Raw genomic sequence first — 12,778 nt, 5'->3', positions numbered from 1 at the left:
CGCGGTGGCGGGCTCGGGCGCGGTGCATTGTCGGGCTGACCAGGCGGGTTCGAGGCCCCGCGCGCGTCTGTGGAGAGTCGGGGCGCGATGTCGGGGGTCCGTGGCAACATTAGAACATGCATTCGAATGACAGGCTCGGCAGCGGGATGGGCAGCGACAGCGATGTCGACGCGCTCGCTCAGCTCGTCGCGGATGGCCGAGAGCGTTTCGGATGCTGCGCGGTTGACGCAGATCCGTGAGGTTCGGGTGCTTGCCGCGGCCGGGGTGCTGGCTGAGAGGCAGGCCGCGGGTGCGTCGGAGAAGGTCAAGGCGCGCGAGATGGCGCTGCGCGGGATCGCCGCGGAGCTGGCCGGGGTGTTCGTCGCGACCGACCGCACTTTGCAGCGGCGGATCGACGAGGCGCGGGACCTGGTTGAGAACTACCCGGTGACGATGGCGGCCTGGGAAGCCGGGCGCATCGTCCGCGGGCATGTCCGGGTGATTCAGGAGACGGGATGCCTCGTGCCCATGGAGGAGCGGGCGGAGTTCGAACGCGTCGCGGTCGAACGGTGCGAGGACGAGACACCCAACCGGGTGCGGGACGCGTTGCGGATGATCGCGGAGCGATGCACCCGCGGTCGTTCACGGAGCGGCACGAGGAGGCCGCCGCGGGGCGGTGCGTGTGGGTGCAGGTCGGGGCGGATGGGATGTCGGACCTGATCGCGACCTTGCCGACGGTGATCGCAGATGGGATTGTGGACCGGCTGACGCGGCAGGCGCGGGAGATCATCAATGCGCGGGCCCAGGCTGACGGGGCGGGTGGCGGCGCTGACGCTCGAGCCGACTTGCGTGACGCTCGAGCCGACACGCGAGCCGACGCCACCGGCGCGCGCCCGGCGCCGACACGACGATTCGCGACGGGTCGTCGTTCGTCGACGATGCCCGCACGATCGATCAGGTCCGCGCCGACGTGTTCTCCGACCTCCTCCTGACTGGATCGCCGGCGCTCGACCCGACTGGCACCGGTGACGGCGGCGGAACGCTCGGGGCGATCCGGGCACACGTGCAAGTCGCCGTGTCCGCGCTGACACTCATGGGGCAAGACGAGGGGCCTGCCGATCTGGCGGGGCGCTCCCCCATCGATGCGAACACCGCACGCGAACTCGCCGGCAACGCGACCTCCTGGGACCGGCTTCTCACCCACCCGGTCACCGGAACCGTCCTCGAATGCGACAGCTACCGGCCCACCGCCGCCATGGTCAGGCTGCTGCGAGCCCGGGACCGGCACTGCCGGTTCCCCGGATGCCGGCAACCCGCCATCCGCTGCGAACTCGACCACACCATCGCCGCATCCGACGGCGGTGCCACCCACGTGTGCAACCTCGCCAACCTCTGCAAGAGACACCACGACGTCAAACACCACACCCGATGGCGAGTACGACAACTCCCCGGCGGAAGGCTGATCTGGACCTCACCCACCGGACGGATCTATCGCGAAGACGCACCACCACCCCTCGTCGCATTCACGGTCGCCTTCACCGCGGCGAGTCCACCCGATGGACGGGACGATCAACAACCGCCCGGCGCGCCCTCCCCACCACCGCGATCACCGGGTCGCCTCGATACGCCTCCGGGATCTGCGCCGCCGTTCTGACGGGGTTCGCCCCTCACCCCGTGCTGCAGCGACGCACCCCTCGAGGTCATGCCTCGACCGCGAGCCGCGTTCCCACGTTGCCCTTACGTCTGCGGTCGTCAGTGGTCCGCGATCAGTCGCGAGCGCGCCACGAGAGCCACGAAAGCCACGCGAGCCACGAAAGCCACGCGAGCCACGGGAGCCACGAGAGCCACCAGAGCGCGGGGATCAGCGGGCGGACGATCCGGCCTCTGCGGCTGCTTCGGCGGCGCCGCGCCCCCAGCGGAACGGTGAGACCGTCGGGTCACCCGCGATCCAGAATCGCCACGGGAACGCCTCCGTTCCCGCGACACCGGCCACCCCGACCCGCGGGCCCGTCAGAACGTCGCGCTCCGGCTCGTCCCGAAGCAGCAGTCGGGCGACTGCGCCGGCGCGCTCGAGCCCGGAAACAGCGTCGATGCCGTCGTGCGCAGGATGCCGCAGACCGACCGCCTCGCCGAGCCTCCCGGGCCCCCGAGCGAGATCCCGGTGGGTCCGAGCCGCAGCCCGCCGCAGCTGGGCGACATCCGCGCCCTCCACGATCTCCGCGGCGCGCAGCAGCACACCGCCGGCAACCCCGGCCGGCCCGCAGACGACGTTGACGCACGAATGGATGCCGTGACTGAGATAGACGTACAGGTGGCCGGGTTCGCCCCACATCGTGGCGTTGCGTGCGGTCTGACCCATGCGCGCGTGCGACCCGGGGTCGGGCAGGTCTCCCGTATCGCGACCGTGATACGCCTCGACCTCCGTCAGCCGCGCGACGACGCGCGCACCGTCGACCGCGACCTCGAGCAGCCCGCCGAGCAGGCGCGGCGCGACCTGCACGGGCAGCGCTGCGAGCTCCTCACGGGCCGCGGGATGGAACCCGGCGCTCACGGCCGCGGCGCGCTCTGGCACCACGAGATGTCGAAACCGGTGAGCGCCGACACCTCCTCGCCGGTGCCGAGGTCGACGATGTGGGTCTGCACGCGTTCAGGCAGCGGTAGCGCATACGCGTCATACGAGTTCGAGACGGCGTCGGGCGCGATGAGGAACGCGGCGTACCGGCTGCTCGGCGACACGCACGTGTGCAGCAGCAGGTCATCCGGCGCGACCGTGAACACGTCGCGGGTCGCACCGTCGGCTCCGACGACGGCAGCCGTCGTCGACAGCACCGTGAACCCGTCGAGCCGCGAGAGCACGCGCAGCGTCTCATCCGCGTTGCCGGGCAACGCCGTGACCGACTGGGTCTCGCCGGCTGCCGAATCCGCGGCGCTCAACGGCCGCTCCTCCGCCGTCGCGAGATCGATCGCGACGAGGCCGGTCGCCCGCTGCACGATGGCTTCCGTCGAGCCGCGGGCGATGCCGTCGATCGTGATCGCATTGCCGAGCGAGACAGGCTCGCCTCCAGCAGCTGAAACGAGCGTCAGGGCCCCGTCGAAGCCGAGCAGCAGCACGGCATCCGTCCCCGGCACGAAGCGCCAGTCGTCGACGCGCGCGTCACCGCCGGCGAACTGCAGCTGCGTGGGCTCATCGTCGGCGCTGCCGTCGGCGAGAGACGCGGTGAACAGGGCGCTCTCGAGACCGCCCGCCGACCCGATGCCCGCGTCGGTGTAGGTGTAACCGATGAGGTCGCCGCGGTCGGCGGTCTGCAGGTTGGTCACGAACCCGCGACCCGGCAGGCCGAGCTCGCGCGCCCCCTCGCCGTCGCGGTCCGTGACGATCAGCGTCGAGACGCCCTCGTCATCGGCGGTCACGATCGCGAGATGCGTCGACGTGGCGCGGAAGTCCTCGATATGCGGATCCGCGAACACCGGCACCGCGTTCTCACCGTCGATCCCGGTGCGGAAGATGGTGTCTTCGTCGCCGCCGCGCTGCAGGATGTAGGTCTCGAGCGCCGGCGTCGAGAACGACTCCTCGATCGTCGCCGCCGGCCCTCCGCCGAGGCCCTGCACGCCGTCGATCCGCACGGTGTAGTCGGTCTCGTCCCGCAGCGGCAGGGTGAATCGGATGCCGATCTGCCGGCCCGATGTGTCGACGGTGAAGTCCGCGGCCGGCTCGATGTGCACCTGCGCCGGGTCGATCTCCTCGAGCGACTGAGTCGTCGTGACGATCAGCCGCGACCCCGCCGATTCGATCCCGGCCCCGGGGTCGACGCTCGTCGCCGTCGCCCGCGGCCCCTGAACGGTCGTCAGCACGCCGCTCGCTCCGCCGACGAGCGCGAGCGCGCCGATCACCGCCGCCATCGCGACGACGAAGCGCCGCGATCGGCGCTCCTGCGTGCGCGCGCGGCGCGAGACCCCGGCCCGTCGATCAGTACTCATAGGGGTCCTCGGGCTCGCCGACGGACTGCACGCCCGTGGCCTCGACGACGAGCGCGCCGTCCCGGTCGCGGATCACGCCGGTGACGGTGACCCACTCCCCCGTCGCGGGGATGTCGGCTGCGTCGCCGATGGGGATGCTGGCGGGCTGCGCGTCGATGACGCAGTGGGTGATCACGAGCCGCGTCAGCCCGAAGCCTCCCGCGCTCGACGGAGTCACGAAGCCGGTCAGGCTGATCTCGTCGCCCTCGAAGGCCTCCGGGTTCGTCGCCGTCGCGAAGACGCTCGCCCACTCGCCGACGCCGAACGACGAGGTGTCACCCGTCGTCGCGAGCGCGACCGTGTCGGCGCCCTGGAACAGCGGCGGCGTCCCCGTGTCGCGCGATATCGCGAGCTCGGCCGACAGGGTCGCCGGCGGCGTCACCAGGACGACCGCGACGATGCCGGTCGCGAGCAGCCCACCGGTTCCCGCAGCCGCGGACCCCAGCACGAGCCGCCAGTCGGGGCGCGGACACACGGGCGCGACCGCGGCGCCGGGCGCAACTGTGTCACCGGCGAGAGCAGCGGCGTCGGCGAGCGACGCGGCGCGGGCGGCGCGACGGGAGGTCGGCACCGCATCCGACGGCATGTGTTCGTGCTCGTGCGAGTGCTCGTGTTCGAGCGAGTGCTCGCGTCCGTGCCCGTGCAGCTCGCCGTGGTCGTGCCCGTGATCGGCCTCGGCGCCGAGCGGCAGCGCGAAGCTCACGACGGCTCCGATGAGGCCGAGCACCGACATGCCGACGGCGAACCAGGCCGACTCGGGATTGATGTAGAGCCCGATACGACCCGTGGCGGCGAGAGCGACGGTGATCGCGGCGAGCGCGGCGGCGAGCCCGACGCCGAAGAGCCGGGTCAGTAGGGCCGATGACTTAGGCAAGGAGGTTCACCATCCCTCCGACGGCGATCGCGAAGAGGACGACGATCACGACGAGCGCGACGAGCACCCGCGAGCGGAACGTCGTGCGCATCAGCGCGAGCATCTTCACGTCGACGAGCGGGCCGACGATGAGGAACGCCACGATCGAGCCGGGCGTGAAGGTCGAGGCGAACGACAGGGCGAAGAACGAGTCGACGTTCGAGCAGATCGACACGATCATCGCGAGCAGGATCATCGCGAGGATCGACAGGGCCGGGTTCGACCCGATCGCGAGCAGCGTGTCGCGCGGCACCAGCACCTGGACGGCGCCCGCGATCGCCGAGCCGAGGATCAGCGCCGGCATCACGGCCCGCAGTTCGACCACGAACTGGGCGAGGCTCCGGCGGCCCTTCCCGCCCGGGTCCTCGGCCGCGAGCTCGCAGGCCGCGAGGAACCGATCGGTCAGCAGGCCGTCGGGATCGGGATGCCGCGAGTACAGCCACCCGATGAGGTTCGCGACGGCGTACCCGCCGAGAAGCCGGGCGATGAGGATGCCGTCGTCGAATCCGAACGCCTGGTGGGTCGTGATGATGACGATGGGGTTCACGATCGGCGCCGCGATGAGGAAGGTCATCGTCTCGGGCACCGAGAAACCGCGGATCATGAGGCCGCGCGCGAACGGCAGGTTGCCGCACTCGCAGACGGGGATGAGCATTCCCAGCAGCGAGAGCACGGCGCGGCGAGCCCACGCCCGGCGCGGCATCCAACGCTCGATGACTCCCGGCGGCACCCACACCTGCACGATGATCGATAGCGCGACACCGAGCAGGACGAACGGCAGCGACTCGATGAGCACGCTGAGCCCGAGGGTGACCCCGTCTTGCGCACGCGTGGGCAGCGCGGGCCCGGGGGTGAGCGCGGCCAGGGCGACGAGGGCGACGACGACGGCCGCACCGATCCCGAGCGCGACGGCGGAACGCGTCGCGGGAGAGGGCGCGAGCCGTGCGGTCTTAGGCCCCGCCACGCTTCTCATCGGCTCGGGCCGCGGAGCACGCGGCGCAGACGCCGAAGATGTCGACGATGTGCTCGGCCTGCGTGAAACCGTTGGCGGCGGCGGTGCGGTGCGCCCACTCCTCGACATCCGTCGCCTGGATCTCGACGGTCAGACCGCAGGACCGGCAGATGAGGTGGTGGTGGTGACCGTCGCTCGAGCAGGCGCGGTAGATGGCCTCGCCATCGGGGCTCTGGAGCTGATCGGCCTCACCCGAGGCGGCCAGGGTCGCGAGGGCACGGTAGACCGTCGCCAACCCGATGCCGGTGTTGTCGTCGCGCAGCGACGCGTGGAGATCCTGGGCCGAGACGAACCCGCGGGCGTCGGACAGCGCCGTGCGCACGCGCTCGCGCTGCCAGGTGTTCCGCTGAGCCATGGCGGCGAGTCTACTCGGCGCGCCTCAGGGTCGGCTGGGTGCGCAGCACCCGCCCGCGGCGCGCGCCGACGATGCGGCACACCACGTAGATCGTGAACGAGATGGTCGTGATGTAGGGGCTGACCGGCAGCGTTCCCGCGACCGCCAGCAGGATGCCGCCGACGGCGGAGACGACGCCGAACAGGGCCGCGAGCAGCGGAACGGCGAGGGACCCCGTCGCCACCCGCACGGCCGCGGCGGCGGGCGTGACGAGCAGCGCCATCACGAGGAGTGCGCCGATGATGTGAACCGCGACGGCGACGATGAGGCCGAGCAGCAGCATGAACCCGAGCGAGACGGCGACCGTCGGAACACCGCGCGCCGCGGCCGACTGCGGGTCGAGCGAGTCGAAGCGCAGCGGACGCCAGATCAGCAGCAGGGCGATAAGCACGAACGCGCCGATGCCGATGAGCCACCCCAGCTGACCGGACTGCACCGACACGATCTGGCCGGTCAGCAGGCTGAACCGGTTGGCGCTGCGGCCGTCGTAGAGCGAGAGGAACAGGATGCCGAGCCCCAGACCGAACGGCATGAGCACGCCGATGATCGAGTTGCGATCGCGGGCGCGCGACCCGAGCCACCCGATGAGGGCGGCGGCGATCATCGACCCGACGATCGATCCCGTCACCACATCGACGCCGATGAGGAGCGCGGCGGCGGCTCCCGCGAAAGAGAGCTCGCTGATGCCGTGGACGGCGAAGGCCATGTCGCGCTGCAGCACGAAGACCCCGATGAGCCCGCCGACGAGCCCGAGGACGGCTCCGGCCCACACCGAGTTCTGCACGAGCGCGAGGATGTCGCCGTAGACGGGGAGGCCGCCGAACATCGCGTCCCAGACGTCGGCCCAGTTCATGCGTGGTCTCCGTGGTCGTGGTGGTGGTGCGACGCGTCGGCGTCCGGGGCCCCGACGACGACCAGCCGGTCGCCCGCCCGCAGCACGAAGACCGGCGCGCCGTACAGGTCGGTGAGCACGGGCGAGGTCAGCACCTCCTTCGGGGTGCCGAGCGTGAAGCGGCCGTTCGCGATGTAGAGGATGCGGTCGACCTTGCCGAGCACCGGGTTGATGTCGTGGGTCACGAGCAGCACCCCGGCGCCCGAGCGCCGATGCTGATCGATGAGTCCGACGACGGCCTGCTGGTTCGCCAGGTCGAGGCTCGTCAGCGGCTCGTCGCACAGCAGGAGCTGCGGGTCGTCGGCGAGTGCCTGGCCGACGCGGAGGCGCTGCTGCTCGCCGCCCGAGAGGACCCCGACCGGACGGTCGGCGAATGCGCTCGCTCCGACGCCGTCGAGCAGCCGGTCGACGCGCTCGCGGTCGCGCTTCCGCGGGAGCGGCAGACCGAAGCGGTGACCGTCGACGCCGAGGGCGACGAGGTCGCGGGCGCGCAGCGCGGTGTCGCGCGGCAGGGGCCGCGCCTGCGGCAGGTAGCCGATCGATCGGTTGCCCTTGTGCTTGACGGGCCGGCCGAGCGCCGTGATCGACCCTTCGCTCAGACGCTCGAGACCGAGGATCGCACGCAGCAGCGTCGTCTTGCCCGAACCACTCGGACCGAGGACCGCGATGAGCTCGCCCGGCTCGACGGTGAGGTCGAGACCGCTCCACAGCTCGCGGCCCGAACGCCGCAGCGCGGCACCACGGATATCGAGCAGGCTCACCGGGTCAGCGTACCCGCCTAACCGATGACGATGAGCGGTCGATAGAGGCATCCAGGAGTCCACGGACGGACTCCGGGAGCCCAGGACGGGCTCCCGCTCATCCCAATCACGGAGGAATGAACCATGGGAATGCAGATCGCCACCAACGTGGGCGCGCTCAACGCCTACCGCAACCTGTCCAACACGCAGAACGATGTGTCGAAGTCGCTCGAGAAGCTCTCGAGCGGTCTGCGCATCAACCGCGCCGCGGACGACGCCGCCGGCCTCGCGATCTCGGAGGGCCTGAAGTCTCAGGTCAACGGGCTCAACGTGGCCGCGCGCAACGCTCAGGACGGCATCTCGGTCATCCAGACCGCGGAAGGCGCCCTGACGGAGGTCCACTCGATCCTCCAGCGCATGCGCGACCTGACGGTGCAGGCGGGCAACGACTCGAACAACCCCGCCTCGCGCACCGCGATCCAGACCGAGCTCGACTCGCTCGGCGAGGAACTCGGCCGCGTCGCGTCGTCGTCGAACTTCAACGGCATCAAGCTGCTCGACGGCTCGAACGCCACGCTCACCTTCCAGGTGGGCGCGGGCAACGTCGCGGCGGAGGACCAGATCGCGGTCTCGCTCACCAACGTGAGCGCTATCGCGACGGCGGCGCAGGGCGTCGACGTCGAGACCGACGCCACCACGCGTCTCGCGGCCATCGGCACGATCGACACGCAGATCGCTGCTATCTCGACGGCTCGCGCGAGCCTCGGTGCCTCGCAGAACCGCTTCGAGTCGGCCATCAACAGCCTGAACGTGTCGGCGGAGAACCTGTCGGCGGCCAACAGCCGCATCCGCGACACCGACATGGCGGCCGAGATGGTCAAGTACACCGCGGCGAACATCCTGTCGCAGGCGGGCACCGCCATGCTCGCGCAGGCGAACCAGGCCAACCAGGGCGTGCTCCAGCTGCTCCGGTAAGCCTCGCGACGGTGGGTCCTGCGCCGCCCGACGCAGGACCCATCGCCGTCGCGGGCGCACCGCGGGAACGCGCCTGAGAACCACACGAGGAACCCGATGACATCCCCCCGAACCCTGACGCCCGGTCTCCCCTTCCTGTGGGAGCGGGCTCGACGCGTCAACCCGAGCAGCCTCGTCGCCCGCGCGCGGCGGGCCGGACAGCGGCACGGCCGCAGCACGCTCGGCGTCGTCGTCGACATGCTCTGGCAGGCCGGGGCGCGGGGCGTCGGGTTCCAGGACTACATCGACTACGACTTCGCCATGCTCACCCGTGCTGAGCGCGCGACCTACATGACGAGCCCCGTCTCGCACCGCCTCGCAGTGCGGTTCGACGATCCGGCCTACCGGCACCTCTTCCACGACAAGATCGCCTTCAACGACACCTTCGCCCCGCACCTGCAGCGCGAGTGGATGGTCGTGGCCGACGACAACGCCGACGACGTGCGCGCCTTCGCGCTGCGACACGGAACGATCGTGACCAAGGAGCCGATGGGACGCGCGGGACTCGGCGTCCACCGCTACCTCGCCCGCGACGTCACCGACTGGTCCCGGTTCCACGGCGGACTGCTCGAGCGCGGCGAGACGCTCATCGAAGAGGTCATCAGCCAGCACGACGAGCTCGCCGCCCTCTGCGCCGGCACCGTGAACACGACGCGCGTGACCACCTACTTCGACGGCGAGCGCACGCACATCCTCGCGATGGCGCAGAAGTTCGGCCGGGGCGCCGTGAGCGACCAGAACGCCTTCGGCGGCTTCTACGCGATGCTCGACGAGACGGGACGCGCGACAGGCGACGGCTACGACTCGAACGACCGCGTCTATCCGACGCACCCCGACAGTGGCATCCGGATCGCCGACTTCCGCCTGCCGATGTTCGAGGAGGTGCTCGACTTCGTCGACCGTCTCGCCCGCGTCGTACCGCAGGTGCGATACGTCGGCTGGGACATCGCGGTGTCGCCGACCGGTCCGGTGCTCGTGGAGGGCAACTGGGCGGCGGGCGTCTACGAGAACAAGCCGAGCGCGACCGGCATCCGCACGGGACACAAGCCGCGCTATCTCGCGGCGATCGATGCGGATGCCGCCGGGTCGGCGTCATCGCTTCCGCGGACGGCCGCGGCGCGCACCGCGGCCTGAGACGGGCCGGGCCGGGGTCAGGCCAGCAGGGCCCGAACGGGCAGGTCCTGCCCCTCGAGGATGACCTGCGCCGCGACGCCGGTGCGCCGGTTGATCACGACGGGGGCGAGGAGATTCACGCCGATGCCCTCGTCCGTCATCCGCGCCACCACGAGCACCCGGGCATCCGCCGGCTCGGACAGTCCCAGGTCGGCGACGTTCGCGTCGGAGAGCGTCGGCGCGTAGTCGTCGATGACGGCCCCCGGATCGACGGCGAACAGCCGCACCCCCGGGTCGTCGGCGGCCGTCAGCGCGTAGAGGCCTCCAGCGCTGTCGACCTCGTCGAGGGAGAACGACGTGTGCGGCGACAGCCCGGGGGGCGGTGTCACGAACTGGAGCGCGGTCATCGGAGGAAGTCCATCAGCGTCGGCTGCATCACCCGCGCGGTGACGGCGAGTGCGGACTGGTAGACGAGCTCCTGCGACTTCAGGGCGACGAGCACCTCGACGGTGTCTATGTCCTCGACCGCCGCGCGCTGCGCCTCGAGGGACACCGTCGCGTCGGCCGCCGCGTCTTTGGCTCGCATGATCTGATTCTGCCTCGCCCCCACCGTGCCCTGCACCCCCAGCATCGCGTTCATGCGGTCGTCGATCTGGTCGATGCGGCCGCGCATGTCGGCTCCGCCGCGCAGATCGGCGACGATCGATCCGATCAGGGCGAAGACCGAGTCCTCGCCCGAGCCGAACACCTCCGCGCCGCTCGCGTCGACGCGCACCGTCTCGCCGTCGGCGACGCGTCGGCGCACCTCGCTGCCCGGCACGCCCGCAAACGTGAAGTCGGCTGCGAAGGCGCTGCCCTCGGTGGTGCCGGCGAAGACGGAGCGTCCGAGCAGCGTCGTGTTCGCCTGGGCGAAGAGCTCATCGGCGATGGTCTCGAGCTCGAGCGCGATCGCCTCGCGCGCGTTGGCGTCGAGTGCCCCCGAGTTCGCGCCGCGCAGGGTGAGGTCGCGCGCACGCCCGAGCAGTGACGTCGAGGCCGAGATGGCGTTGTCGACGGTCGTCACCCAGGTGAGGCCGTCGCCGATGTTGCGCGCGTACTGGGCGTTCCGGTGCTGGGCCGCGTGGAGGTCGAGAGCGGCCGACGCGGCGGCGGGGTCGTCGGACGGGGCGGCGAACGCCCGCTGCGAGGTCGCCTGGTTCTGGAGGCGGGACAGGTCGTTCAGGCCCGACTGCAGGTTCCGCAGGGCGGACTGCGCGAGCGTCTGCGATGTGACTCGGCTGATCATGGCGCTCCGGGTGTCAGCGGCCGACGAGGCCGGTGCGGTTGATGAGGATGTCGAGGGCTTCGTCGACGGCGGTGAGCACACGCGCCGCCGCCTGGTAGGCGGTCTGGTACGTCAGCAGACTCATGGTCTCCTCGTCGTTGTCGACGCCGGCGACCGACTGCTGCGCGGCCGCCGCGGCCACCGCCGTCGTCTCGGCGCGCGCGGCCCGTCCCGATTCGGCGGCGGTGGCGACCGCGAGACGCGAGACGACATCGCTCCACCGCGCGTCGGGTCCGTCGGACCGCTTCCCGATGCCCGACAGCGCGTCGGCGTTCCCGCCGTCGAGAGCGCCCGCACCGGGAGCGGCGATTGCCAAGTCGTCGCGGCCGCGGGGTACGACGCTGAGCGCGAGCGCAGCGGGCGTGTCCGCCGCGACGGCGAAGAAGTCACCGCCCGGCACGCCCGACGCGGTCGACCCGAGCCGGTGCTGCGCGTTCACCGTCGTGGCGAGGGATGCCGCGAGGTCGTTGTACGACGCCGCGAGCCCCGCCAGCACGCCGCCGGACTCGGCAGGCGCGAGCACCGACAGGGTGCCGGCCAGCTCGCCGCTGGAGACCCCGACGGGCGGAGCACCGGGCTCGCGCCAGGCGAGCACGACCGGCTCGTCCGCGCCGATGGAGCGGGGACCGATGACCTCGAGCTCGCGGGCTCGCGTGCCCGAGACGAGGGCGTTCCCGTCGACCCTCAGGGTGAGGGTGCCGTCGGACTCCACCGTGCCGACGGCGCCCGAGAGCCGCGAGACGGTCTGCGCGAGCAGGTTCCGCCGGTCGATGAGCTCGTTCGCGGAGCCGCCCGCCACGCCGACCTCGCGGATCCCAGCGTTGAGCTCGGCGATCTCGGCCGCGGCGGCGTTGATCTGATCGACCGTCAGCTCGGCGGCGTCGCGCGCCGACGACCACTGCTCGGCGACGGAGCGGTATCCGTCGGCGATCCGTGCGACGAGCGTCTCACCCCGGGTCACGACGGCGGCGGCAGCCGCCGTGGAGTCGGGAGCGTTCGACAGGTCCTGCCATGCGGTCCACAGCTGCGAGAGCTGGTCGGCCAGGCCGTTCTTGCCCGGCTCGGCGAGCGAGGCCTCGGCGCGCACCGCGGCCTGCGCACGCGCGGACCAGTAGCCGGATGCCGCGAGGGTGTCGCGGACCCGCGCATCGAGCACCGCATCCCCCAGCCGCGCGATCCCGTCGACGGAGACGCCCTGGCCGGCGACCGGTCCGAAGCGCGTCGCGCCCGCCGGCGGCGCGACCGCGGACGTCTCCAGCCGCTGCCGCGTGTATCCGGGCGTCAGCTGGTTGGCGACGTTCTGTCCCGCGAGGTCCATGCCGCGCCGCGCCGCGGCGAGCGCACTCGCGGCCGTCCCCAACCCGCTGAATGTCGACATCT

Annotated in this window: 15 protein-coding genes; 5 read left to right on the top strand and 10 right to left on the bottom strand. The window is 71.5% G+C overall.

The genetic code is table 11. The features are described 5' to 3' along the window. The first annotated feature begins 116 nt into the window (after positions 1 to 116). The 3 genes from ACLBWJ_RS09995 (at position 117) to ACLBWJ_RS09985 (ending at position 1,633) form a co-directional block, all read left to right on the top strand. Positions 117 to 239 (top strand): hypothetical protein, encoded by a 123-nt coding sequence (locus tag ACLBWJ_RS09995; RefSeq protein ID WP_447660229.1) that lies wholly within the window; start codon positions 117 to 119, stop codon positions 237 to 239. A gap of 7 nt (positions 240 to 246) precedes the next feature. Beyond that, positions 247 to 699 carry a DUF222 domain-containing protein gene (locus ACLBWJ_RS09990; RefSeq protein ID WP_447660228.1) on the top strand — a complete coding sequence of 151 codons (453 nt, stop codon included), beginning with the start codon at positions 247 to 249 and terminating at the stop codon, positions 697 to 699. 250 nt (positions 700 to 949) lie between these two features. Then, the gene (locus ACLBWJ_RS09985) at positions 950 to 1,633 is read left to right on the top strand and encodes an HNH endonuclease signature motif containing protein (RefSeq protein WP_447660227.1); all 684 of its coding nucleotides are present in this window, start codon (positions 950 to 952) and stop codon (positions 1,631 to 1,633) included. Between the two features lie 207 nt (positions 1,634 to 1,840). Here ACLBWJ_RS09985 and ACLBWJ_RS09980 read toward each other — a convergent pair whose 3' ends face one another. The 7 genes from ACLBWJ_RS09980 to ACLBWJ_RS09950 are packed head-to-tail and all read right to left on the bottom strand — an operon-like array spanning position 1,841 to position 8,019. Then, entirely contained in the window at positions 1,841 to 2,551 is a 711-nt protein-coding gene (locus tag ACLBWJ_RS09980; protein ID WP_447660226.1) for a DNA-3-methyladenine glycosylase, read from the bottom strand. Next, entirely contained in the window at positions 2,527 to 3,957 is a 1,431-nt protein-coding gene (locus tag ACLBWJ_RS09975; protein WP_447660225.1) for a hypothetical protein, read from the bottom strand. The genes ACLBWJ_RS09980 and ACLBWJ_RS09975 overlap by 25 nt, the downstream gene beginning before the upstream one ends. Continuing rightward, positions 3,947 to 4,870, bottom strand: a complete 924-nt coding sequence (locus ACLBWJ_RS09970; RefSeq protein ID WP_447660224.1) for a TIGR03943 family putative permease subunit — start codon at positions 4,868 to 4,870, stop codon at positions 3,947 to 3,949. Before ACLBWJ_RS09970 ends, ACLBWJ_RS09975 begins: the two co-directional genes overlap by 11 nt. Beyond that, positions 4,863 to 5,882, bottom strand: a complete 1,020-nt coding sequence (locus ACLBWJ_RS09965) for a permease (RefSeq protein WP_447660223.1) — start codon at positions 5,880 to 5,882, stop codon at positions 4,863 to 4,865. The genes ACLBWJ_RS09970 and ACLBWJ_RS09965 overlap by 8 nt, the downstream gene beginning before the upstream one ends. Then, positions 5,860 to 6,276, bottom strand: a complete 417-nt coding sequence (locus ACLBWJ_RS09960) for a Fur family transcriptional regulator (RefSeq protein WP_112615191.1) — start codon at positions 6,274 to 6,276, stop codon at positions 5,860 to 5,862. The genes ACLBWJ_RS09965 and ACLBWJ_RS09960 overlap by 23 nt, the downstream gene beginning before the upstream one ends. Before the next feature lie 10 nt (positions 6,277 to 6,286). Then, on the bottom strand, positions 6,287 to 7,168 hold the full coding sequence (locus ACLBWJ_RS09955) for a metal ABC transporter permease (RefSeq protein ID WP_112615193.1): 882 nt from the start codon (positions 7,166 to 7,168) through the stop codon (positions 6,287 to 6,289). After that, positions 7,165 to 8,019, bottom strand: a complete 855-nt coding sequence (locus ACLBWJ_RS09950; protein WP_447660222.1) for a metal ABC transporter ATP-binding protein — start codon at positions 8,017 to 8,019, stop codon at positions 7,165 to 7,167. Before ACLBWJ_RS09950 ends, ACLBWJ_RS09955 begins: the two co-directional genes overlap by 4 nt. A gap of 72 nt (positions 8,020 to 8,091) precedes the next feature. On the opposite strand from ACLBWJ_RS09950, the gene ACLBWJ_RS09945 reads away from it, so the two are divergent. Beyond that, positions 8,092 to 8,922 carry a flagellin N-terminal helical domain-containing protein gene (locus tag ACLBWJ_RS09945; protein ID WP_447660221.1) on the top strand — a complete coding sequence of 277 codons (831 nt, stop codon included), beginning with the start codon at positions 8,092 to 8,094 and terminating at the stop codon, positions 8,920 to 8,922. A 96-nt stretch (positions 8,923 to 9,018) separates the two neighbouring features. Beyond that, the gene (locus tag ACLBWJ_RS09940; protein WP_447660220.1) at positions 9,019 to 10,095 is read left to right on the top strand and encodes a sugar-transfer associated ATP-grasp domain-containing protein; all 1,077 of its coding nucleotides are present in this window, start codon (positions 9,019 to 9,021) and stop codon (positions 10,093 to 10,095) included. 17 nt (positions 10,096 to 10,112) lie between these two features. Here the strand turns inward: ACLBWJ_RS09940 and ACLBWJ_RS09935 are convergent, their stop codons facing one another. From ACLBWJ_RS09935 to flgK, 3 genes are read right to left on the bottom strand one after another with little or no spacing between them, the layout of a single operon-like run. After that, positions 10,113 to 10,481, bottom strand: coding sequence for a flagellar assembly protein FliW (locus ACLBWJ_RS09935; RefSeq protein WP_112615199.1), 369 nt, complete (start codon positions 10,479 to 10,481; stop codon positions 10,113 to 10,115). After that, positions 10,478 to 11,359, bottom strand: coding sequence for a flagellin N-terminal helical domain-containing protein (locus tag ACLBWJ_RS09930; protein ID WP_112615201.1), 882 nt, complete (start codon positions 11,357 to 11,359; stop codon positions 10,478 to 10,480). Before ACLBWJ_RS09930 ends, ACLBWJ_RS09935 begins: the two co-directional genes overlap by 4 nt. A 13-nt stretch (positions 11,360 to 11,372) precedes the next feature. Next, positions 11,373 to 12,776, bottom strand: coding sequence for a flagellar hook-associated protein FlgK (flgK, locus tag ACLBWJ_RS09925; protein ID WP_282501677.1), 1,404 nt, complete (start codon positions 12,774 to 12,776; stop codon positions 11,373 to 11,375). Between the last annotated feature and the right edge of the window lie 2 nt (positions 12,777 to 12,778).

The sequence above is a fragment of the Microbacterium sp. M4A5_1d genome, assembly GCF_053345465.1.
This window is presented reverse-complemented; position numbering and strand designations above follow the sequence as displayed.

Coding starts and splice junctions, on each gene's coding strand:
- ACLBWJ_RS09965 (WP_447660223.1), bottom strand. CDS start 5,882: ATGAGAAGCGTGGCGGGGCCTAAGACCGCACGGCTCGCGCCCTCTCCC.
- flgK (WP_282501677.1), bottom strand. CDS start 12,776: ATGTCGACATTCAGCGGGTTGGGGACGGCCGCGAGTGCGCTCGCCGCG.
- ACLBWJ_RS09940 (WP_447660220.1), top strand. CDS start 9,019: ATGACATCCCCCCGAACCCTGACGCCCGGTCTCCCCTTCCTGTGGGAG.
- ACLBWJ_RS09930 (WP_112615201.1), bottom strand. CDS start 11,359: ATGATCAGCCGAGTCACATCGCAGACGCTCGCGCAGTCCGCCCTGCGG.
- ACLBWJ_RS09960 (WP_112615191.1), bottom strand. CDS start 6,276: ATGGCTCAGCGGAACACCTGGCAGCGCGAGCGCGTGCGCACGGCGCTG.
- ACLBWJ_RS09975 (WP_447660225.1), bottom strand. CDS start 3,957: ATGAGTACTGATCGACGGGCCGGGGTCTCGCGCCGCGCGCGCACGCAG.
- ACLBWJ_RS09935 (WP_112615199.1), bottom strand. CDS start 10,481: ATGACCGCGCTCCAGTTCGTGACACCGCCCCCCGGGCTGTCGCCGCAC.
- ACLBWJ_RS09950 (WP_447660222.1), bottom strand. CDS start 8,019: ATGCCTCTATCGACCGCTCATCGTCATCGGTTAGGCGGGTACGCTGAC.
- ACLBWJ_RS09955 (WP_112615193.1), bottom strand. CDS start 7,168: ATGAACTGGGCCGACGTCTGGGACGCGATGTTCGGCGGCCTCCCCGTC.
- ACLBWJ_RS09995 (WP_447660229.1), top strand. CDS start 117: ATGCATTCGAATGACAGGCTCGGCAGCGGGATGGGCAGCGACAGCGAT.
- ACLBWJ_RS09945 (WP_447660221.1), top strand. CDS start 8,092: ATGGGAATGCAGATCGCCACCAACGTGGGCGCGCTCAACGCCTACCGC.